The 20,301-nt window shown below is 67.4% G+C and carries 16 protein-coding genes; 5 read left to right on the top strand and 11 right to left on the bottom strand.

Going from position 1 to position 20,301, the window contains the following annotated elements:
* Nucleotides 1-8: 8 nt before the first annotated feature.
* The 5 genes from Q664_RS00845 to Q664_RS00865 form a co-directional block, all read right to left on the bottom strand.
* The gene (locus Q664_RS00845; protein ID WP_043388649.1) at nucleotides 9-3,485 is read right to left on the bottom strand and encodes a TolB-like translocation protein; all 3,477 of its coding nucleotides are present in this window, start codon (nucleotides 3,483-3,485) and stop codon (nucleotides 9-11) included.
* Nucleotides 3,479-4,018, bottom strand: a complete 540-nt coding sequence (locus tag Q664_RS00850; protein ID WP_043388651.1) for a DUF1318 domain-containing protein — start codon at nucleotides 4,016-4,018, stop codon at nucleotides 3,479-3,481. Before Q664_RS00850 ends, Q664_RS00845 begins: the two co-directional genes overlap by 7 nt.
* Complete coding sequence (locus tag Q664_RS00855; protein ID WP_043388766.1) at nucleotides 4,015-7,704, bottom strand: hypothetical protein; 3,690 nt, start codon at nucleotides 7,702-7,704, stop codon at nucleotides 4,015-4,017. Before Q664_RS00855 ends, Q664_RS00850 begins: the two co-directional genes overlap by 4 nt.
* 214 nt (nucleotides 7,705-7,918) lie before the next feature.
* On the bottom strand, nucleotides 7,919-8,329 hold the full coding sequence (locus Q664_RS00860) for a carboxylesterase/lipase family protein (RefSeq protein ID WP_043388653.1): 411 nt from the start codon (nucleotides 8,327-8,329) through the stop codon (nucleotides 7,919-7,921).
* Nucleotides 8,330-8,517: 188 nt separating this feature from the next.
* On the bottom strand, nucleotides 8,518-9,231 hold the full coding sequence (locus tag Q664_RS00865) for an Imm49 family immunity protein (protein WP_160174301.1): 714 nt from the start codon (nucleotides 9,229-9,231) through the stop codon (nucleotides 8,518-8,520).
* A gap of 737 nt (nucleotides 9,232-9,968) precedes the next feature.
* Here Q664_RS00865 and Q664_RS58785 point away from each other — a divergent pair.
* On the top strand, nucleotides 9,969-10,133 hold the full coding sequence (locus Q664_RS58785) for a hypothetical protein (protein ID WP_160174302.1): 165 nt from the start codon (nucleotides 9,969-9,971) through the stop codon (nucleotides 10,131-10,133).
* A gap of 313 nt (nucleotides 10,134-10,446) precedes the next feature.
* Here Q664_RS58785 and Q664_RS54015 read toward each other — a convergent pair whose 3' ends face one another.
* The 4 genes from Q664_RS54015 to Q664_RS00890 all read right to left on the bottom strand — a co-directional run bounded on the left by Q664_RS54015 (nucleotide 10,447) and on the right by Q664_RS00890 (nucleotide 13,281).
* On the bottom strand, nucleotides 10,447-11,046 hold the full coding sequence (locus tag Q664_RS54015; RefSeq protein ID WP_152621833.1) for an imm11 family protein: 600 nt from the start codon (nucleotides 11,044-11,046) through the stop codon (nucleotides 10,447-10,449).
* Between the two features lie 18 nt (nucleotides 11,047-11,064).
* The gene (locus tag Q664_RS00880) at nucleotides 11,065-11,925 is read right to left on the bottom strand and encodes an AHH domain-containing protein (protein WP_043388659.1); all 861 of its coding nucleotides are present in this window, start codon (nucleotides 11,923-11,925) and stop codon (nucleotides 11,065-11,067) included.
* 21 nt (nucleotides 11,926-11,946) lie between these two features.
* A complete protein-coding gene (locus Q664_RS00885; RefSeq protein WP_043388661.1) occupies nucleotides 11,947-12,408 on the bottom strand; it encodes a DUF4150 domain-containing protein in 462 nt (153 codons plus the stop codon).
* Between the two features lie 243 nt (nucleotides 12,409-12,651).
* On the bottom strand, nucleotides 12,652-13,281 hold the full coding sequence (locus tag Q664_RS00890) for a histidine phosphatase family protein (RefSeq protein WP_043388663.1): 630 nt from the start codon (nucleotides 13,279-13,281) through the stop codon (nucleotides 12,652-12,654).
* 113 nt (nucleotides 13,282-13,394) lie between these two features.
* On the opposite strand from Q664_RS00890, the gene Q664_RS00895 reads away from it, so the two are divergent.
* The 3 genes from Q664_RS00895 (at nucleotide 13,395) to Q664_RS00905 (ending at nucleotide 16,932) form a co-directional block, all read left to right on the top strand.
* A complete protein-coding gene (locus Q664_RS00895; RefSeq protein WP_235216506.1) occupies nucleotides 13,395-13,943 on the top strand; it encodes a GNAT family N-acetyltransferase in 549 nt (182 codons plus the stop codon).
* Between the two features lie 34 nt (nucleotides 13,944-13,977).
* Complete coding sequence (locus Q664_RS00900; RefSeq protein ID WP_043388666.1) at nucleotides 13,978-14,472, top strand: PaaI family thioesterase; 495 nt, start codon at nucleotides 13,978-13,980, stop codon at nucleotides 14,470-14,472.
* Between the two features lie 201 nt (nucleotides 14,473-14,673).
* Nucleotides 14,674-16,932, top strand: coding sequence for a sensor histidine kinase (locus Q664_RS00905; RefSeq protein ID WP_084609448.1), 2,259 nt, complete (start codon nucleotides 14,674-14,676; stop codon nucleotides 16,930-16,932).
* A gap of 9 nt (nucleotides 16,933-16,941) precedes the next feature.
* Here the strand turns inward: Q664_RS00905 and Q664_RS00910 are convergent, their stop codons facing one another.
* Nucleotides 16,942-18,507, bottom strand: a complete 1,566-nt coding sequence (locus Q664_RS00910) for a nitrilase-related carbon-nitrogen hydrolase (RefSeq protein WP_043388669.1) — start codon at nucleotides 18,505-18,507, stop codon at nucleotides 16,942-16,944.
* Nucleotides 18,504-19,097 (bottom strand): PadR family transcriptional regulator, encoded by a 594-nt coding sequence (locus tag Q664_RS00915; protein WP_043388671.1) that lies wholly within the window; start codon nucleotides 19,095-19,097, stop codon nucleotides 18,504-18,506. Before Q664_RS00915 ends, Q664_RS00910 begins: the two co-directional genes overlap by 4 nt.
* Before the next feature lie 160 nt (nucleotides 19,098-19,257).
* On the opposite strand from Q664_RS00915, the gene Q664_RS00920 reads away from it, so the two are divergent.
* A complete protein-coding gene (locus Q664_RS00920) occupies nucleotides 19,258-20,301 on the top strand; it encodes a glycoside hydrolase family 43 protein (RefSeq protein ID WP_084609449.1) in 1,044 nt (347 codons plus the stop codon).

Consider the following 20,301-nt stretch of genomic DNA (forward strand, 5'->3'; position numbering starts at 1 on the left):
AAGGCCAGCTATGGCTGCGAGGGCATCAGCAGTGCGTCCCGGACCTCCTCGGCGGGCGGGTGTGCACTGAGCGCCAGATAGATCTCGAACCACGCCAGATAGGCGCGCCAGGAAGGATCTCCCTGGTCGATGAGGGAGCGTTGCGCCTGACCCAGACGCTTGGGCACGTCGAAAGGCACCCGCGTGGTTCCATCCGCGTGCAACTGCGCCGCGAACCAGAGCACATCCAACTGGCCGGTATCGACCGGGGCGTGGGTGCGATTGATCAAGGTATCCGCGTGCTCGAGCGCACTGCCCAACCAGCGGGCCGCCCGCGCCGTGTCCCGGCGATCCACGGCATTCTCGGCCAGCCGCATCTCCGCCAGTGTCACCGCGCGGAGATCCTCATCGCGCTCCGTCTCGGCGAACTGCTCCAGGAACAGCGCGCGCCGTTGTTCGAGTGCCTGGGCGGCGGTATCCAGGTTCCCGAGCCGGCTCTCCGCATTGGCGCGCAGTCCCGCGGCGATGATGCGATAGGAGCGCTGAACGTGCTGGGGGGTGGCGCGGGCCCACGTCAGCGTGGCCTGCACGGCCGGGGTGGCCAGGTCGCGATCCACCTTGTCCAGGTCCTCCAATGCCCGCTGGGGCTGACCCGCCCCCAATGCCGCGGCGCAGCGGGCCAGCCGTACCACCAGCCGGTTGCGCAGACCGTCCGCATCGCTGGGGCTCGCTTCCACGGCGGGCAATGCACGATCATAGAGCGCCAACGCACGCTCGAACCGGCCCGCGGCGAGGTTGTAGAGCGCCGCGCGATCCATGGCCAGGGGGACGAACCTGGCCAGCTTCGGTGCGGCGTCCGCCATGGCCAGGGCCTGATCCGCCGCCTGTGCCGCCTCGTTCTCGCGGCCGACATGCAGGAGCGCCCGGGCCCGGGCGAGGGACACCGCCAGCCCCGCCGCGTTGTCCACGTAGGGCAACTTGTCGCGCTGCTCGAGGTAGCCCAGGGCGATGTGGAAGTTGCCCACCTGCGTGTGCAACTGCCCCAACGCTCCGAGGATCATCGCCCGGTAGCGGACGTTGTTGCGCACCAGGTCCAGGGCGATCAGGTAGTGCCGGTTGGCGCGCTCGGCGGCGGCGGGCGCTCGACCGCGGAGGAAGTCCTCGTGATGAATGGCTCCAGACAGGGCGTGCACCGCGCGCTGGTTCTTGAGCTCCGGCCATGCGGCGCGCAGCTCCTTCACGGCCGACGCCACCGCGTTGGCGTGGGCGCGGTCGTCCTCCAGTTTGGGCAACTGGCGCGCGGTCAGGTAGGCCTTCACGAAGTGCGCGAGCGGCCTGGCCATCTTCGGGGAGGTGGTGGTGACTTCCTTTTCCACCACCTCGGGGCTGACGCCGGCACGTAGACGCAGGTTCATGGACTCGATGGCGCTCTCCAGCGAGCCCGTCCGTTGGGTCACGAGATCGAAGTCGGCACGGGCCTCGTCCAGGCGCTGCCTCCCCAACCGGCGGTAGGCGCGGCCCATCATCGCGCGGCGGAATAACCGGTCGGCCTGGCGGCGGACCTCGGTACCGGGTGGGGTGTCGTCCACGTAGACCGTCGCCAACGCCTCCATTACACCGTCGGCGCCCAGGCCCGCAGCGCGCTCGACGGCGTCTTGCACCAGGACTCGCCGGCGAAGGGGATCCTTCTGCTGCCGGTAGAACGCGAGCAATGCGTCCCGGACGGCGCGAGGGGGACGCTCCTCGTGCAACGCATTGATGTGCCGGCCCAGCTCCAGGGCGAACGCATAGGCCGAGCCGGCGGGAGCCGAGGCGAGTGCCTGGGCCATGACGGCATCCGCCTCGTCGTAGGGGCGGCCCCGGTACAGGGCTCGGACGGCGGCGCGAGCGAAGTCGAGCTGGTCGTCCTCGCGAAACACCTTGTTCATGGAGAGCTGGCGGCCGGCTTCGACCAGGGCCTCCCGATCGTCGAGCGTGCGGTACAGCGCGTCCGCTCGTTCGTACCAGGCTTCCAGCACCGCGCGCGGTGTGGTGTCGGTCACCTGGGCGGCTTCCAGCTCCCGACGCGCCAGCGTGAAGTCTCCGGCGGCCTCCGCCAGCTCGCTGCGCACCACGTGTTGGAAGACGGCGGAGGGCGGGCTGGGCGCGGCGGAGGGATCCAACGCGGCCATGCCTTGCCGGTCGGCCTCATCCAGCTCACCGGACATGCGCCCGTGTTCACGCTCCTTCAGGGCACGCCGGTGAGCGATGAGGAGCCGCAGCGGCTCCGACAGTCCCGCGGTCGGGGGGTCGTCCACCGAACGCATGTGGCGGGCGTAGAACTCCGCCGCATCGAACTCCTCGAAAGCCAGGTGGAGCCGGCTCAGGCGCATCATCAGCAGCCGGCGGAGTTTGGGCCGGTCCTCGCGCAACAGCCGCTGGCGGTAGAGCAGGAGGAGATCGGCGCGCCTGCCCACCATCTTCAATTCCTCGTTGAGACGAGGAACGTCCCAGTTGCTGGGAACCTGTCCATCCAGCGGCAGTTGATACACGTCCAGCGATTGAGCTCGCGAACAGGTCGCGATGAGTGACGTGGCCGCGGGCGCCGGGTACTCGCAGCTCCACGTCTCACTGGTGAGTTGGTCCGGACTGGAGGCGGCGGCCAGCTCGGGCGCGTCGTCGCGCTCGGCGGCGAAGGGCACGCGGAACAGCACGCCCTTGTCGCTGGCGTCGATCACCCCGTCCTCATTGGAGTCGGTGAAGAACTGCACCACGTACAGCGAGCGCCCATCGAGCGCGAACACCGGCTGTCCGGTCTTGCCCGGAAGATCGAGCGCCATCGGGATGGGGGTGGCGCCGGGGAGATCCAGCCGGAGTGCCTCGAGATGGGGCGAGGCGCGCGCGGCGAAACCAGGGCCCACCTGCCGCACGGAGCGTTCGACCGGGACGTACACCAGCCAGCGCCCATCCGGTGAGAGGGTGGGACTGGTCAGGTTGCGCTCGATCAGGGGACTCGCGCTCAACTCGCGTCCCACCGCCACCCGCGACAACCTCAAATCTCCCTGGATGGTCGCCCGGCTCACCAGCGCGACATGCGAGGCATCCATCCACTCCGCCTGCAGCGCGCTGGTTTCCTCCTCGAGGCAGCGGCGGTCTTCCCCACCTGGCAGCTTCCGCACGCACAGTTGGCCGCTGGCCTGGTTCCGGAACGAAATGTAGAGCAGGTGTTTGCCGTCGGGGCTGATCCTCGGCCAGGTCACGTCCGCGCCTTCGTCGAGGAGGCGGCGCTCGCGGCCCTGTTCCACATCCTGGATGTAGATTTCGGTCGCGATGTTGCGGTTGGACACGAAGATCAGCGTGTTCCCATCGGGCGCCAACTGCCCCAGGAATTGATCTCCCATGCCCACGGTGAGCCGTGAGAGCGTGCGCAGGCCTCCGTCGTTCTCATCGTCCTGCGCCCAGGCGCTGCCCACCATGAGCATGAGAACGGCGAGGACCAGGAAGTACCGGACACGGGGCGTCAGCACTTCTTTTCTCCCCAGGTGCCGTCATCGGCTTCCACCCAGCCGCCGCAGATGACCCCCTTCGCGTGCACCTGTTGCCAGCTCTGGCGTACCGCCTCCTCGGTCACGTCGGGCCGGACCGTCCGCATCCATTGCCACAGGTGCAGCCGGGCCTGGTTCACCCGTTCCACCAGGGCCACGTCATCGGCTGTCATGCGTCCGGCCTGGCATTGGCGCCGGGTGTTCACCAGCAACCCGTCCTTCCCTTCACCCACGCAGTGACGCCGCAGCAATTCGTCGACGCGGTCCGCCTGCGTCCTGCCGAGGTTCTCGACCAACGGTGTGGGTTGGATGCCGAGCTCCTCCAATTGGTTGGGCGTGAACGGCACCGGCGTCGGGCTCATGCCCGCGCGAGCGAGACGCCGCTCCACGTCCTTGAAGGAGCCCGAGGCCTGTTCCTCGAGTGCCGTCGCGCGATCGACCATGACGATCTCTGGCGCGCGGATGCACCCGGGAAGGGCGAGGGCGGCGAGAAGCAGCATCCCGCGGCGTTTCATGGCGTGGCCTCCGGAGGGGACATGGATTCGATGGCTCGGTCGAAGATGGGGCCCATGGGGATGCCTCGGATCTCGTCGATGCTGAGAAACCGGGCCAGACCGCCCATGGTGATGCGGATGCGGCCGAAGCCCTGGTTGAAGCTCACTCGCACGTGTTCCGGGTAGCCCACGCTCAAGGCGTAGCGGACGCGGTTGGTGGCGGGATCGGTGTGGTGCGGATCCTCGAGGTCGAGCAGGTCGAGCAGGTGGCGGTTGCCAATGCGCAGGATTTCCGCGCGTCCGTTGACGCTGCGATCCTTGCCGGAGATGACCACCGCGGCGTTTCCGTCAAAGGGCTCGCCCCGGGAGGATTTCACGCCGGTGGCCCGCACGCGGGCCTCCAGCGTGGAGTGCTTTCCCCGCCAGTCCAACACGCACTGTCCGGTGATACGTCCACCCCGGACGCCCATCTCCAGCTGGCTCAGGGAGAACATGTTCTGGTTGATGGACAGGTTTCCGGCCAAGGGAGCGATGGAGATGAGCGGCGTGGTGATGCTGCCCACCGACATGAATCCACTGCGCGAGAGCAAGGGGTGCTGGTCGGCGAAACGAAGCATCGAGTACGGGTTCACCTCGATGTCGTCCAGCAGCTTCACCTGGCCGTCGAGGAGCTCCACGTTCTCGGTCAGCGGCACGTTGCCATCGAGCGCTTCGAGGGTGACTCCTGATTCGGGCAGCCGCAGGTTCACGTTCTGGAGGAGAACGTTGGAGAGGGTCCGGAAGACCACCAGGTTGGGCGAGGCCACCTGGAAATCGAGCGTGACATCGCCGCTGCTCTCGAGGATGCCGGGCCGCGCGAGCTTGGACAGGTCCTGCTTCAACTTCCCCTGGACCGCCAGCCGGCGCCGGTCTTCGCCGAGCTCGAGCCGGCCTTCGGCGTTCAGCTGGGTACTCGTCCCCGCATGGGTCAGTTGCAGGTCGGGGATGTGGATGAGGCCATTGGGCTCACGGCGGGCGGAGAACGACCATTCCAGGTCCTGGACCGGGTAGGGCAGCGCCGGCTTCTGCTCGAGGGAGCGGACCTTCAAGTGTTGTTTCAGCGCGAGCTCGTCCGCTTCCCACTTCTCGGTGAAGGTGGCGGTGGTGTCGCTGGACACCTCGGCGAAGGACAGCCGGCGATCGCTCAGGCCCACGTTGAGTTTTTCTACCGTCAGGTGGCTGTGGACGATTCGCCGTGGCCCCTCGGCGCGCGACTCGACCTGCCAACGCAGCAGTGCGGGGAGGTTGATCGACCGGGCATCCTCCCTCCAGCGGATGCCGCGCGCGTCCACCACCGCCTTTCCCTCGAAGTGGGCGGTCCGTGCCGGGTTGGGGGTCAGGCTCGGGGTGCCGTCGGCGGCGATGTCCGTGAGTACGCCGAGCAGCGTGCCATGCAGGTCGACGTTCAGCTCGAGCTTCGAGGGCTCCAGTTCCCTGGGCACCCCGGCCCTGGCCAGGAGGGGTGTGAGCGCACCGAGGGGAGGAATGGCACTGGTGACATCACAGCGAAGCGAGCGGCTCTTCCGGTCGAACGCCAGTGCGGCATCGAGTGCGAGCTTCAGTCCCGCCTGACTGGTGAGCCCCAGCCGGAGCGACGGCTTCCGGCGATCCAGATCCAACGTCAGGGTCTGGTGCTGTGAACCCGCGTCGTTCTCACCGACGCGCAGCCCTTCGATTCGAAGATCCAGGTCGCCCTTGTGACGCCAGGCATCTCCTCGCGAGCGCATCACGACGGCGACGTTGCTGGCCGACACGTCGTCCCATCCCGGCCGCTGCAGGCGCAGCTCCGTGCGGTGCTCCACCCGTGGCGAGGAGGAGAAGAGCGCCGCCAGTGTGCCCGTGGACGTCAGGTCCACGGCCAGGTGCTTCCAGGGAAGACGTGCGGCGACCGAATCGGGGATGAAGGGCCGGGCAGCGGCGAGGTCCGGGGTCTGGACGGCCAGGGTGTACGCCACCGCGTCGGTTCCCTTGGTGGCATCCACCGACGCGTGCATCGTGCCGACGTCGAGCTCCAGACGGGCGCGGGCCCGGCTCAGCCGCGGCTCGTCCAACCGGGGGAATGCCTCCGACACGCCGAGCTTCACGTGCACGGGACCCTTCAGCACCTCGCGTCCATCCGCGGTGAGCACCTGGAGTGCCTCCACGGGCAGGTCCGCTTTCAGTGCGAAGGGCGGCTCTCCCGTCAGGGGCGCATGGAGCTGGAATCCCAGACGTTGAGCGGTCGCACGGAGCCCGGAGGCACGGACGTCCAAGGCCTCCACCATTCCGGACAGGGCCGCATCCCCCGCGACCTGGATGGGCGAGGAGGAGTCTGGCCGCAGCTGGTGACCCTTCAGTTCGCCAGAGGCCTTCGGAACACGCAGCGCCGTGGGCCCTCCGACATCGAGCCCCTGGAGCCCGAAGGTGAGTCGAGCGGCCAGGCCCTTCTGGGGATCCGGGGTCGCCACCAGGGAGACGCGTCCACCGCCGAGTGCCACCCGGAGCCCGTCTCGAGCGAGCTGGAGCGCCGCGACGTCGACCTCCAGCCCGAGTCTGCCCTGGGCGCCCAGCTGCGGCATGGCGCTGAGCGTGACCTCCTGGGCATCCAGATGCACCTTGCCGCGCTCGAGCGAGAACGGACGCCATTCGGCGGGGAGCCGTTGCAGCAGTTGTCCGAGATCGATCTCCGCCAGGGCCCGAGTCAGGACGGGCGGAACATCCGCCGCATCCGGAAGCACCAATCGGGCCTGCACTTCGGCGCTGTCGGTCAGCTGGGTTCGGTCCAACTCGAGGGCGATGTGCCGCTTCTCGGCATCGAACTTCGCGGAGACCGTGCCGTGCAGCAGGGGGCGGATGGAGAGCCGCGGATCGAAGGTCTGCCGGGTGACATCGAGGTCCACCCGCGCCTGAGCGGCCGATGCCCCTGCCTCCGCGGAGAGGCTCAGCTCCAGCAACGCCTGGGCCGGTTGAATGGCCGGGCCTTCACGGCTCAACTCCAGGGGAAGCGGCGTCCCGGTCTGGCCTGTCTTCGCGAAGAGCTTCCAGCCATCGTCCTGGTGCCTGGCCTCGACCTCGGCCGCGAGCCCACGCAAGGACCAGCGCTCGAGCACTTCACCGTTCCGGACCCGGACGTAACCCAATGACACGCCCGACACTTCGACCTTCCCGACGGGAGGCGCGGAAGCGAGGAGGGCCGCGACCTGCTGCGAGGCTCCGAGTGGCGCTTCCAAGGGCGGTGTCGCGGGGGCTTCCGGGCTCGTCAGGCCAGTGAGGGACGTGGGACCCGCATCGTCGGCCACCAGGACAAAGGCCACGTCCCGCACCGTGACCCGTTCGACCCGGGTGGTCCCGCTAATCAGGGAGCCGGGCGACCATTGCGCCTCCAACGAGCCGACGCGCAGCAGCTCGGGCGCGACGCCTTGGAACGGCGGCGGGGTACGTACCACGAGTCCTTCCAGTCGCAGACCGGAGAGCACGGCGACCTGGGCTGCCTGGTAGTCCAGCTGAAGGCCCGTGGCCGCTTCCACGCTGGAGACGATGCGCTGTTTCAGCCAGGGGTGAGCGAGGTTGTGCAGCGCGGCCACCGCCGTGACCAGCACCACCGCGGGGAGCGCCACGAGAACCAGGAGCGCACCTGCGATGATTCGAACCAACCGCTGGCGAGGTCGTCGACCTCCGGGAGATTCCATGATGTTCGGTGGGGAGCGGGCGCTCACCGGGGTCCTACCATGCGGCGAAATCGGGTTTCAATCGCCGGGACCCGGTTGGAGCGTCCGCTGGCGGCCGGGGCTTCTCATCCAGTGGGGAATCTCTTCCCAGACCTCTGGTGAAGAAGGACGTCCTCGCCGTGCGCGACGCCCTTGCCCACTGTCCGGGTTGGACTGGCGGGGCTATCCCTTCAGGTCAGCCGCAGAGCACGTGGTTTGTGTCGTGGAGCGCTTGGCCCGGCGGTCTACCCCGGAGACACCGCTCGTGCCCATCCCCTCGGTGGGACGCCGCGAACTGACGCGTGGGCCAGCGGAAGACCAGATCGTGCATGGCCTCGGTCAGGGCCTCGCCCGGGCGCCGGCCCTTCTTCTTCAGACCATAGGCATTGAGGATGGCCCGCGCGCCTCGCACCGAGCGGCTGAGCATCAGCGCCGCCAGCCAGCCGGGTATCCCGCGCCGCACCCCCGTTGGTACGAAGTACAGGTTCATCTCCTGGGCGTTCGTGCCGATCAGCAGCTCCACTTCGGCGCCAGCGCCCTTCGCGAGCGCCTCGAGCGGTGGCTCGGGCAGGACGTCGTCGCCATGGACCGGAAGGAAGCGGCTCAAGCCGAACGCGGCATCGAGTCCCCGCTCGTCGCGCAGGTCAAGGAAGGACCAGGGGACGTGAGACCTTGGTGAGCGCGGCGAGGCATTGCTCGACCGTACGGCTACGGAAGCCCCTGGCGAATGGGCAGCACTGCGTTCCAGAGCGGGCACGGGGACCCTTGAGTCCCCGGTCTCCTCTGGCCTGGGCGTCAGTTCCAGAGCCGCTGCCAGGCATCGGGGGCCATTGAGTGAGCGCTCCCTTCCCGTGCGACGGACGGGATGTGGAGAAAGTCCCCCTCTGTGGCGAGCCCGGCGCGCTCCGCGAGCCGGACCAGCGCGAGTCCCTCTACCGCCAGCGCCGCCTCGGTGGCCGCCTCCTCGACGGAGAGCGCGGCCCTCATTCGGCGGTCATCCATCCGCGTGCCGCGCTCCGCCAGGAACAGCCTCATCGCCTCGTTGAAGGCTCGCGAATCGCCCTGGCGCAAAGCCTGGCAGGCAGGCAAGCGCAGGTCCTCGGAACTCTGGAGCGCAGCCTCATACCGCTGGAGCAGCGCCTCTCCCGGGGTTCGTTCCGCCTCCGATGTGAAGTACTGCATGCAGAACGTGACGAAGAGGTAGTCCTCTTCGTACTCCTCGCCTTGCGCCCAGGTGCGGCGTGAGCGGTGGGCAATCTGCGAGGCCCCCTCGAAGTCCCCTGCGGCCACTGCGTCGAAGAAGGGTTGCGCTTTGCTGGTCAACGGGCCTGGGGGCGTCACGGTGCTCAGGAAATGAGCGAAGGCGCGTCCGCTGCACTGCAGGAGTTGCTGGAATGCGCTGGGCTCTCCTCCGAGAAACAGCGTTGCGATTCCTGCGGCACGGAAATTCCGGCAGAACGTGAGGATGCCCTTGAAGTCAATCTGCCCCTTCACCACGCTGGGCAGCAACTCACGATTCTCGTCGAGTGCGTTCGTGATGATGACCGGCAGGAACTCGGATGTCATGGCATCGCTCCAAATAATCGAGCAGCAGCCTCCGCTCCTGCGCCACCAACTGCCGGTAGCAACGCCACACACCCCACGCGCCCATCATCCGAGCAGGAGACCACAACCGCCCCACTTGAGCCCACCCAGGGGCGAAGGAAACCATGGGCAGCCAAGCAGATGCCCAGTGCTCCACTTGCGGCCCCGGTGTCCCCCACCGAGGATGCCGGAGACCGCACCCGCGGAGCCTCCTGGAACCGGGTCCGCACCAACGCGCTGCCCCACAACCGGGCGCGCCATTCCTCGCCAGTCAAGTCGACGAGGATTTCTCCCGCGAAGGGCCTCGTGCCTCCGGTTGGCTCCATCACCTGTTGCAGGCATCCAGCCAGTGCAGCCCCCGAGAAGAGCCGAGGCGTGCGCTCATCCACCAACTCTAGCGCGGTCGCCACGGCACTGACGCGCGCCAGCACCCGTGCATTCCGGCGCCGTGCTCCCACCGCTGTCTCCAGAAGGAATGCCACTCCGGCCTCGCCAGGCTGAAGGCCCACGGGCCGTCCCTGGGACTTGAGGCGCCGCTGCCGCTCAAGCCGCTTCAGGGGGAGTGGCGTCAAGTACGAGTCCGCCGCCACCACCAGGACTCGCTCCAGTCCAGAACCTTCCAGCCACTGGCGAGCCTGCTCGATCGCCACGGCGACGCCCGCATGTCCTCGCGCCACCAACCCTATTCGCTGCTCAGGGATGGCCAGCCGGAGCCGTTTCCGAAGCGCGAGGGCGGTAGGGGCCACCATCGCGCCATCTTCCTGGGGCGCATGGGAGCGGAGGAGGTCCTCCCGGTGGGGCAGCACGGCCACCAGCCCCGTCCGTGACCAGAAGCCCACATCCCCGGCCTTCGGTGCACCGGCACTTCCGAGTAGGCTCTCCACCCCTCCGAGCGCCAGCCGCAGCCAGCGGCCCGTGAGGTCGAAGCCCTCTGTGTAGCCGCGGATGGGATGACCGGTGAGGGGGGCCTCTTCCTGTGTTTCCGCGACCACCTCTCGGAAGTAGGAGAGGGGCGAAGGCCGGGTGATACGGGCCCGTATGGCGGCACACGCGCAGAGCGCATCTCGCCCTACCGAGGTCACCGCCCCCATGCTCGTGATGACCAGTCCCGTCATGGCTCCTGCGCGTTCCCCACAGGGGTCACTCCCCTTCGCTCAGCGTCAGTTCCGTCCACCAGATGTTGGTGAACTTGCGGTTCTTGAACTCGCGCGCCAGGTCCACGCGCAGGACGTAAGACGCGGGATCATGCGCAATACGGAATAGCGGAGGGGCATCCTTCAGCTTATTCCGCTCCAGGACGGGTTCCCTCACGCGCAGGATGGTGCCCGGGTTCTCGTCGTCCCAAAGGATGTCACTGGCCCGGGTGTCCAGACAGTCGAAGGTGCCTAGGGGATTGATGATGAAGTAGTCACGGCTGTGGATACGCTTGCGATGGTCGTAAAGCGTGAAGGGGATGTATTCCACCCCCTGTGGGCAATACGTTTCGACCACCGCCTTGAGTTCGGAGGTGCCGATGAGCATCCCCGATGTGTTCCCGATGAAGGACGACAGCTTGATGCCCGGGTGATCGTCGTCCATGTAGATACGAGGGTCTTTCGGGAGGTGCGGCGCCAGCGGAGCTCCTCGCATCACCCGCCAGGAATGAGGGGCGATGCCTTCGATGAAGTTGTCGAGGACGCACAGACTATCGTCATTGGGGTCGCCCAGGATTCCAAGCATGAAGAATCGCATCATTTCCATCCGGAACCGTGTCCTACCCTAGAACGAAGTGTCCTGACTAGAGCCCAACGTCTGCTTGACCTTCTTCGTAAAGTACGACCCGGACATCTCATCGAGCGCTTTGCTCTCTCCCTGCTGCTGTGACGTCTTACCGGCTTCTTTGATCGCTGGATACAGTTCCTCCGAGAGGTCCTCGAGCAGCTTCTTGCATTTCCGGTATTGAGGCACGCGGTCCTTACATTTTTCCGCAGTCATCTTCATGTCGGCGAAGAAGTCCTTCAGGCGAAAGAAGACGTGATTGTTGTAGCTGGTGTGTGACCAGAGCCAACGGGTCTGTCGGTGGCGTGGCAGGCCGAGCGCCAGTGCCACCTTCCGGTCCATGGGAAGGATGATCATGTTCTTCATGTCATTGAGGTTGTAGCCCTCATCGAGCAGCCCGGCACGCACCATGAGTTTGATCTCCTGCTCCATGGGCTGACCCTTGCCCACGTCCGTGATGGCCTTCTGGAGGGTTCCGTTGGGCACAATGTGGTGCGCCTCATGCCAGTACGGGACGTCCGCACTGTCTCGGAAGTTTTTCTTGCCCTCCGTGGACTCCGACTCCAGGTCCCATTGCCCCTCCTTGGGGGCCGGGGTTATCAGGCTCAGCAGGCGCAGAGTCTCCATGAAGAAGGACGGCGCCTTGTCCCCTTCCTGGACACACAGCGAGGAATAAGCGGGGTAGTTGTACTTGGTGGAATCCCCAAGGGCCTTCTTGTAGGCCTGACCCCGGTAGCTACAAGGGTCGGACTCGCGGTAGGCGGAAAGATGCGCATTGAGGCATCCCTTGCCTCCGTCGGAGATGTGCTTGCCCGGCAGCTTCTCCACGTCCCAGGTGTGTTGGGTATTTCTGAGAGCCATTTGTCTCTCCTCTGGACACCGCTACCGGGGCTCTCCACAGCAGTCGCACGCGTCCTTGGCCGCCTTACCCAGCGCGACGACAGGGGGTTGCATGACCGGAGTTGGCGGCGTGTTCTTGTCGTTGTGCAGCATCAGATCGAGCGCCCTCGCCACATGCTTGCCCTCGAACATCACGTCGAACGAGTAGTTGACGAACTCGGCCTTGCCCTTCGTCTTGCCTGAGGCCACACCACCGCCCGCCGTGCCTGCCTCGTCCCCCGTACTGGTACTGAAGTGTGAGTCCTCCAGGCATAGGGGCTTGCCGTCCGCCGTTACCTCCTTGCTCCCCTTGGTGGTGTCCGACGATTTGGCGATGTTTGGGTAGGGAATCGGAACGGGCCCCGCCGGACTGGGCGTCTTGCAGACATCGGGAAACGCCACGGTGATGCCATTGCTATCTTCCTTGACGACTGACAGCTTATTGACACCGACGGTGTTTGGCATGACCACCTCCGGAACGCATAGGTCTCCAGAAAACTATACCTTCAACCACCGCGGCGGAACAATGCGTCCAAGGATGGCCATCGATATGACTACGGTCGGCTTGCCGCGCGCATACCCGCAGACAACGACCCATGACTGGGCTCCCACTGGCCCTGTCTGCCTCAATTCCTCCCTCGCCTCCTAGCCCGGCGGTACCTTCGTTTCGGCTTACTGCTTGAGTTGAACTTTTGCAAACTCACCGGCTCACGTGTCGTCGCGGCTGGTGTCCCTCAGGTGGTTCACATCGCCCCAGGTCACCAACCGGAAGGCGCCCGGGTGGTAGTCGAACTGGCTCCAGCTGGCGTTGAGCACGGAGAAGGCGCGCGGCACGCCAGGCGGAATCCCCAGGCAGTGCCGGAACAGGCTGCTGAGGACGCCTCCATGGGTGACCACCACGACACGCGTTCCCACGTGGCGGGCTCCGAGCTCCTCCAGACACTCGACCGCATGGCGGAGCCGCTGGGTCGCGCTCTCTCCTCCGGGGATGATGAAGTCCGGCCCGCCCGCCGCGTACTCCGCGAACACCTCGGGGTGGCGCTGGCCCGCCTCGTCCCGCGTGAGCCCTTCCAGGATGCCCAGGCCCCGCTCGCGCAGGCGCATGTCCTCGAGGACGGGATGGCCCGTGCGCGCGGCGATGCGGCGCGCTGTCTCCCGCGCGCGTCCCAGGTCGCTGCAGTAGAGCGCCTGGAAGGGGACGGACGTGAGGCGCACGGCGAGTGCGTCCGCCTGACGCAGGCCCTTGGCGCTCAGTGCGCTGTCCCGGTGTCCCTGAAGACGCCCCAGGGTGTTCCACTCCGTCTCACCGTGGCGGAGCAGGATGAATTCGGTCTTCATGGGGGACAGCTTCGCCGAGTGAGGGCCCGGAGGGGAGGCGTCATTGGACCTGCAGGCTTGTGCCGTGCCGGTCCTGGTGTCACGGTGCCGGGAACCGCACAGGAGGGGAGCCCGTGCCCACCATCATCAGTTCCGACATCGACACCGAGCGCCTCACGATGCGCTGCTCGAGACTCGAGGACTTCGAGGAGTCCCACGCGCTGTGGTCGGACCCTCAGGTCGTCCGGTACATCACCGGCAAGCCGTCCACTTCCGAGGAGACGTGGTTCCGCCTGTTGCGCAACGTGGGCCACTGGCAGTTGCTGGGGTTCGGCTACTGGGTGGTGCGCGAGAAGAGCACGGGCCGGTTCGTCGGCGAGGTGGGGCTCGCGGACTTCCGGCGGGACATCCAGCCCTCGCTCGGCGGCTCCAAGGAGGCCGGATGGGTGCTGGCTCCGTGGGCCCAGGGAAAGGGATTCGCCACGGAGGCCGTGAGCGCGGCGCTGCGGTGGACGGAGGAGCGGTTCGGCCCGGATCGCGTGGTGTGCCTCATCGACCCGAAGAACGAGGCCTCGGTCAAGGTCGCTAACAGGTGCGGGTTCCGCGAGTTCGCACGTGGGACGTACAAGGGCGAGCCGAGCCTGATGCTCGAGCGGCTCCCCGGAAGCGCCCAAAGCCGATAGCTTCTTCCTGCTTCGAGCCAGACGAGGGCCATCCATGGGAATCGCATCATTGCAGGAGATCGCCGCGCCAGAAGGCATCTGCTACGGCTGTGGCTGCGGCAATCCGCACGGCCTGCATATCCAGAGCTACTGGCATGATGACGGTGTCCACGTCATCACCGAGCACACCCCCGAAGACAAGTACACGGGTTGGCCCCAGTTGGTGTACGGCGGCCTCATCGCCATGCTGGTCGACTGCCACTCGAACTGGACCGCGATGGCCTACCACTACCGCGCCGAGGGCCGCGCACCTGGCAGCCTGCCGCGAATCGAATGCGTCACCGGCAGCCTCGGCGTGAAGTTCCTCAAGCCCACGCCCATGGGGGTGAAGCTGACCCTTCGTGCGCGTGTCGAAGGCGAGCTCGGCCGCAAGAGCCGCGTCCTCTGTGAGGTCCATGCCGGCGACGTGCTGACCGCGGTGGGTGATTCGATCTTCGTCCGCGTCGATACCTCGCAACTGACCGCGTCGGCGCACGGGCGCCAGACCTGAGCGCATCGACACACCGCTGCCAGGGGAGCCCGAGCCAGGCGGGCTCCTGGTCAACGCCTCGTGCACCCGGCGGGTGGGGAACCGGATGGCTGGCGGGCTCCCGGATGCCCCCTCTCTACATACAGGACAGACGCTGAACAAACCCTGGAGCGCCTGGGCGAGGGAAACATCCTGCTCCGGTCGCGGTTGAGCCATTCCCGAATGGCAGCCCCCCTTCTCCGACCCGCGTCGCTGGCTCGCTCGACCCTCATCCAGATGGGCGTGCGCATCGGCATCCTCATCGCACTGACCACGCTCGCCAGCTACCTGCACATGTTCCACACGCTGCGAGAGGACGCCGTCCAGCAACTGGCGCGGCATGTGGCGGAGCGCAGCCAGCGAGAGGAGGCCATCTTCCTGCTGGCGCGGGACAATCATGCGCTTCTCGTGAAGGCCCTGGAGGAGCGCATCCGGGTCTGGAGTCAGCAGGATCCGGATCCACGCTTCGACAGTCTGTTCACCCCATGGCCGGATGGCACCGTCCGCTCCCGCGTCGAGGGCTTCGATGGATTGAGGATGGTGGGCCTCTTCGTCCCCCCCGGGGTGAAGCTCGATACGGAGCTGCGCCGCCGCATCCTGGCCGCGCACGACGTCATCACGCAGTACGGGCCCTCCTTCTCCGTCCGCTTCACGGATACCTACATCACCCTGGTGGAGGGACCGGTCCTCACGTTCTGGCCCGAGAGGCCCAGATGGGCCCTGGACCTCCCGGCGGATGACCCGACGCTCGAGTACGAGCTGTTCACCATCACCACTCCCGAGAAGAGCCCACGGCGGCAAACGGTCTGGACTGGCAGCTATCTGTATTCCCCCACCCAGAGCTGGCTGGTCACGGCGAGCACCCCGCTGGACATGGAGGGGCGCCATGTCGCGTCGTTTTCCCATGACATCTGGCTGGATCAGCTGATGGATCGCTCCATCAACGACCACCTGCCCGGCACCTACAACCTGCTCGTGCGGGATGACGGCCAGCTCATCGCGCATCCCGCGCTGGACATGCGGGGCGCCACCATGGGCTACGACATCCTGGGCACCGCTTCGCAAGCCGGAGGGATTCCCCCTCGGCTCGCTTCCGAAGCGGAGCGGGCCCACCTGCGGAGCCTCTTCGAGAAGGTACGCAACCGTCAGCCCGGCGAAGACATCCTGGAGCTGCCCGAGTATGGCGAGTACCTCGCCGTGGCCCGGCTGCGGGGGCCGGGCTGGAACTTCGTCACGGTGTTGCCCAAGAGCATGGTGACCGCCTCCGCCTGGAGATCGGCGCGCTATGTGCTGCTGCTCGGCCTGGCGTCCCTGCTGCTGGAGCTGGTCATCATGTACCTGGTGCTCCAGAGGCAGATCGCCCGACCGCTGCGGGTGCTCACCGAGGCCACCCACCGGGTGGCGTCTGGTGATTTCCAGGTGGCGCTGGACGCCTCGCGCGAGGACGAGCTGGGGCAGCTGGCGGGGGCCTTCCGGCGCATGGCCGACAAGGTCCAGCAGCGGGAGGAGCAGCTGCGGCAGGCCAACGAGGGACTGGAGCATCGTGTCGAGGAGCGCACCCGGGAGCTGAAGACGGTCCACGGACAGCTCGTGCAGACGGCGCGGCAGGCGGGAATGGCGGAGATCGCCACCAACGTGCTGCACAACGTGGGCAATGTGCTCAACAGCGTCTACACCTCCTCCCAACTGGCACGGAGCCGGGTGGGCGAGCTGCGGTTGGAGCACGTGAGCCGGGTGGCCACCCTGCTCGATGAGAACCAGACGGACCTCCAGCGCTTCATCACCGAGGACGAGCGCGGGCGCAACGTGCTGCCCTTCATGAGCAAGCTGGGACAGAACCTGCTGAGGGAGCGCCAGGAGATCTGCACCCTGCTGGAGGACGTGGGCCGGTACACGGAGCACATCGGCGACATCGTCAAGGTGCAGCAGAACCATGCCCGGACCCCGCGGATGAGCGAGCCCGTCCTGCTGGCATCACTGGTGGACGATGCGCTGCGCATCAACGCGGCCGCGCTCACCCGTCACCAGGTGAAGGAGGTCCGGCAACTGTCCTTCCTGCCTCCCGTGATGACGGACAAGCACAAGGTGCTGATGATCCTGGTCAATCTCATCAGCAACGCGAAGTACGCCATGGATGGGACACCGTCGGAGCGGCGCATCCTGACCGTGACGCTGGAGCGCCCCGTGCCCGACCGTGTGCGCATCGCCGTCCAGGACCATGGCATGGGCATCTCCCAGGAGCTGCTCACGCGCATCTTCCAGTACGGCTTCACCACCCGGAAGGAAGGGCACGGTTTCGGTCTGCACTCGAGTGCCGTGGCGGCCCAGGAGCTGGGAGGCTCGCTGACGGTCCACAGTGACGGGCCCGGGCGTGGCGCCACGTTCACGCTGGAACTGCCCTATCAGCCCATCGGGGAGCCCGCTCCGCTCCCTCCAGGGTGAGCCGCCGGGCTACAGCTCCGGTGTTGGCTGCGCGTGAAGCCCCTCATGTGCACGCCACCGCCGGAGAAGCCCTCTCACGACGGCCCAGCCCACCCACCCCAGCGTGACCAGGCCCGAGAGCAGCCCCACGGAATCGCCGATGTGCGAGTAGAGCGTGGGCACCCGTCCCACCGGCAGCTCCGCGCGCAACACCCGCTCCTCCGTCGTGAAGTGGTCCAGCTCGCCATACACGCGCCCGTAACCATCCACCGCCACCGACAGGCCCTGGTTCGCCTGCCGCAACAGGCTGAAGCCCTGCTCCACCGCGCGGAACACCGCCTGCCGCATGTGTGGCGAGCTGATGCCTCGCCAGTCGCTCGCTGGCAGCAGGAGCAGCTCGAGCCCACGCGACGTGGGGTCGGCGAAGTCCGCCGGGAAGTCCCCATCGAAGCAGATGGCGCCCCCCACGCTCCCCACGCTCGAGTCGCGCAGCACCGGCACCTCCTTGCTCCCAGCGATGGAGTGGTCCGCCTCCCACCCCGGGACCGGCCGGGCCTTCACGTAGCGCCAGGCCACCTTCCCATCCGGCCCCACCAGGATGAGCTCATTGCGCAACATGCGCTCCTCCGAGGGCTCGAAGCTCGCCACCGCCATGCCGAGCCACACGCTCCGCTCGCGCGCCAGGGCGCTCCCCCGGGAGAGCAGGGCCGGCAGTTGCCCGGCCAGCACCACCGCGTTGCCCTCGGACCAGAGGATGAGCTTCGCCCCTCGCCCGGCCTCGCGCTCCGACAGGCGCAACAACTCCTCGTTCACCGCCCCCGAGGCCTCGGCGAAGGCACGCCAGTCCTCGTCACCCAGCGTCCCTCCCTGGATGAGCCGGGACAGCCCCGCCTCGCGTCCCGCGGCCACCTCTCCCGCCACCGTGATGCCCGCGACCCGTACGGGCTCGCCCACGCTCCCCGCCCTCGCGAGCCGCAGCGCGCCGAAAGCGAGGATGACCCCGAGCACGCCCGCGAACACCGCGACTCCCGGCAGCACGCGGCGCCCCTCGTCCCGGTGCTCGAAGGCCCAGTTGGCCACGGAGGCGAACCACACCAGGAGGAACGTCAGGCCCCACAGTCCCGTCACCGACACGAGCTGCACCAGCACGGGGGCGCCCGCCTGGGTGTAGGCCAGCGAGCCCCAGGTGCCGAACGGGCTGCCCTGACTGCTGAAGAGCTCCAGCCACGTCATCGCCGCCGGCAGGAAGAGCGTCCCCGCGAAGGACGCCCTCGGCCCCACGATGAGCCGGTCCGCCAGGAACACCAGCGCCATGAAGAGCGCGCCACCCAACGCCATCCCGAAACTGCCCGCGACGGACCCGGGGAACACCTCCAGGTTCGCCAGGCCCGTGGCGAGGGTGCTCACGCAGAGGATGCCAGCGAAACCCACTCCTGGCCGCTGCTGGCGGACGAAGAAGAGAAACAAGGCGCCCATCAACCAGCCGGGCAGCAGCGACCCCCGCGAGTTCAAGAGCATGGACATGCCGGCCCCGCCCACCAGGGCGAGCCATGGCAGGAACACCTGCACGCGCCGCGAGTCTTCTCTCCCGCTCATCCCACTTCCCCCTTCTTCTTCTTCTTCGAATCCTTCGTGTGCGCCAGACGCTGGAGGGTCTCCTGGGCCTCGTCGCACCAGCGCAGGTGCGCCTCCAGGCCGAGCAACCCCGCGCGAATGGACAGGTGCCAGTAGGGCAGCTCCGGGTGGCCCTCGCGCGAGTGGCGGACGTCCTCGTCGATGAGCCGCAGCGTGGCCAGCAACCCCTCTGCCTCCGCCCGGCTGCGCTCCACGTGCGCCAGCGAGTCCTCCGGCCCCACCCGGCCCCCGAAGAAGAGCTTGAGCAGCAGCTCGTTGCGCTCCACGTGGGGCACCACTGGCCGCCGCAGCCACTCCGAGAGCACCCGCCGCCCGTCCGCCGTCACCCGGTACACCTTGCGCACCCGCCCGCCCGGCGAATGCTCCTCCCGATCGAGCGCGACCAGCCCCTCCGCCTCCATCCGCTCCAGCGTCGGGTACAGGTTGCCGTAGCTCTCCTGCCAGAAGTGCCCCACCGTCCGCTCGATGGTCTGGCGCAGGCCGTAGCCGCTCATGGGCTCCCGGCACAGCATCCCCAGGATGGCGAACTGGCAGGTGTTCTCTCGGGCCACGGTGTCCTCCTGTCGCCTATATATCAGTCTGATACAAATGCGCCACGAGGAATGACGCTCCGGGGGGAGCGGGTTCCCCGTATGTTCAAAAGCGGAAAATCTTGTCTATTCAATTTAAGCCGTAAAACTGGTAAGAGGCGTTCAAAGGATTCTCCCCCCCATGACGCCACTCCGCCGTCGCTCCCTTGGCGCATCCGCCGCGTTCGCCGTCTGCCTCAACGTCTCCCTTCCGGCAGGTGCCGCTCCCCGGCCCGTGTACGCGCCGGGCGGTGGGTTCGCCGACCCGTCCGTGGTCAGCCACAACAACCAGTTCTACGGTATGTCGACGGGAAGCCTCGTTCCGTCGGCCCAGGGGAACATCGGCACCGGTCCCTGGGTGGCCGAGGGTCCCGCCCTCACCTCGAAGCCCTCGTGGGCCACGGGCGGCGGCATGTGGGCCCCGGACCTGGAGCGGATCAGCGCGAACGAGTGGGTGCTCTACTTCGCCGCTCCCGTGGATGGGCTGGGCGCCAACCAGCGCTGTATCGGGGCGGCCACCGCCAGCTCGCCGCTCGGGCCGTTCACCCCGGTCGCGGGCGGACCGCTGGTCTGCCCTGGGCTCGCGGACGTCCCCACCGCGGATGACACCGTTCCCAACCGCCCCATCACGAACGCCGGCGTCATCGACCCGTCCGGGTTCAAGGACAGCGACGGGACGCGCTTCCTGCTCTACAAGACGCAGCAACTGCCCTCGTCGCTGCGCATCGTCCGGCTCAACGCCGCCGGCACCCACGTGGCCAGCGGCGCCACCAGCCGTCAGTTGCTGCGCTCGGACCGCATCGTGGAGAACCCGGTCCTGGTGAAGCGCGCCGGGGACTACTTCCTGTTCGCCTCGCGCGGGCCGTACAACAAGTGCACCTACGAGACCATCTGGATGCGGGCCAACGGCGTGGGCACCAACGCCTTCAACGACGTCACGCAGCACACCCTGCTCACGGATGGGAATACTGGCGGCGTGTGCGGCCCCGGCGGCGCGGACATCGCCGAGGCGCTCGACGGCGGGCAGCGGATCTTCTTCCACGGCTGGCTGTGCGGCAGCGGCCCCTGCCCGATCAACTTCGACGCGCAGACCGACGACGGGGGCCGCCGGGGCATGTACCTGGGCGTGCTGGGCTGGGACTCCCAGGACAACCCGGTCGTCAACAAGTTCCTCAGCCCGGAGTAA

Source organism: Archangium violaceum Cb vi76 (assembly GCF_000733295.1).
GTDB classification, from domain to species: Bacteria; Myxococcota; Myxococcia; order Myxococcales; family Myxococcaceae; genus Archangium; species Archangium violaceum.

What these genes read in the sequence shown, in the direction of transcription:
- Q664_RS00910 (WP_043388669.1), bottom strand. Translation starts at nt 18,507, where the DNA reads ATGAGCGGGAGAGAAGACTCGCGGCGCGTGCAGGTGTTCCTGCCATGG.
- Q664_RS00880 (WP_043388659.1), bottom strand. Translation starts at nt 11,925, where the DNA reads ATGGCTCTCAGAAATACCCAACACACCTGGGACGTGGAGAAGCTGCCG.
- Q664_RS00850 (WP_043388651.1), bottom strand. Translation starts at nt 4,018, where the DNA reads ATGAAACGCCGCGGGATGCTGCTTCTCGCCGCCCTCGCCCTTCCCGGG.
- Q664_RS00890 (WP_043388663.1), bottom strand. Translation starts at nt 13,281, where the DNA reads ATGAAGACCGAATTCATCCTGCTCCGCCACGGTGAGACGGAGTGGAAC.
- Q664_RS00900 (WP_043388666.1), top strand. Translation starts at nt 13,978, where the DNA reads ATGGGAATCGCATCATTGCAGGAGATCGCCGCGCCAGAAGGCATCTGC.
- Q664_RS00920 (WP_084609449.1), top strand. Translation starts at nt 19,258, where the DNA reads ATGACGCCACTCCGCCGTCGCTCCCTTGGCGCATCCGCCGCGTTCGCC.
- Q664_RS00855 (WP_043388766.1), bottom strand. Translation starts at nt 7,704, where the DNA reads ATGGAATCTCCCGGAGGTCGACGACCTCGCCAGCGGTTGGTTCGAATC.
- Q664_RS00905 (WP_084609448.1), top strand. Translation starts at nt 14,674, where the DNA reads ATGGCAGCCCCCCTTCTCCGACCCGCGTCGCTGGCTCGCTCGACCCTC.
- Q664_RS58785 (WP_160174302.1), top strand. Translation starts at nt 9,969, where the DNA reads ATGTCCTCGCGCCACCAACCCTATTCGCTGCTCAGGGATGGCCAGCCG.
- Q664_RS00885 (WP_043388661.1), bottom strand. Translation starts at nt 12,408, where the DNA reads ATGCCAAACACCGTCGGTGTCAATAAGCTGTCAGTCGTCAAGGAAGAT.
- Q664_RS54015 (WP_152621833.1), bottom strand. Translation starts at nt 11,046, where the DNA reads ATGGAAATGATGCGATTCTTCATGCTTGGAATCCTGGGCGACCCCAAT.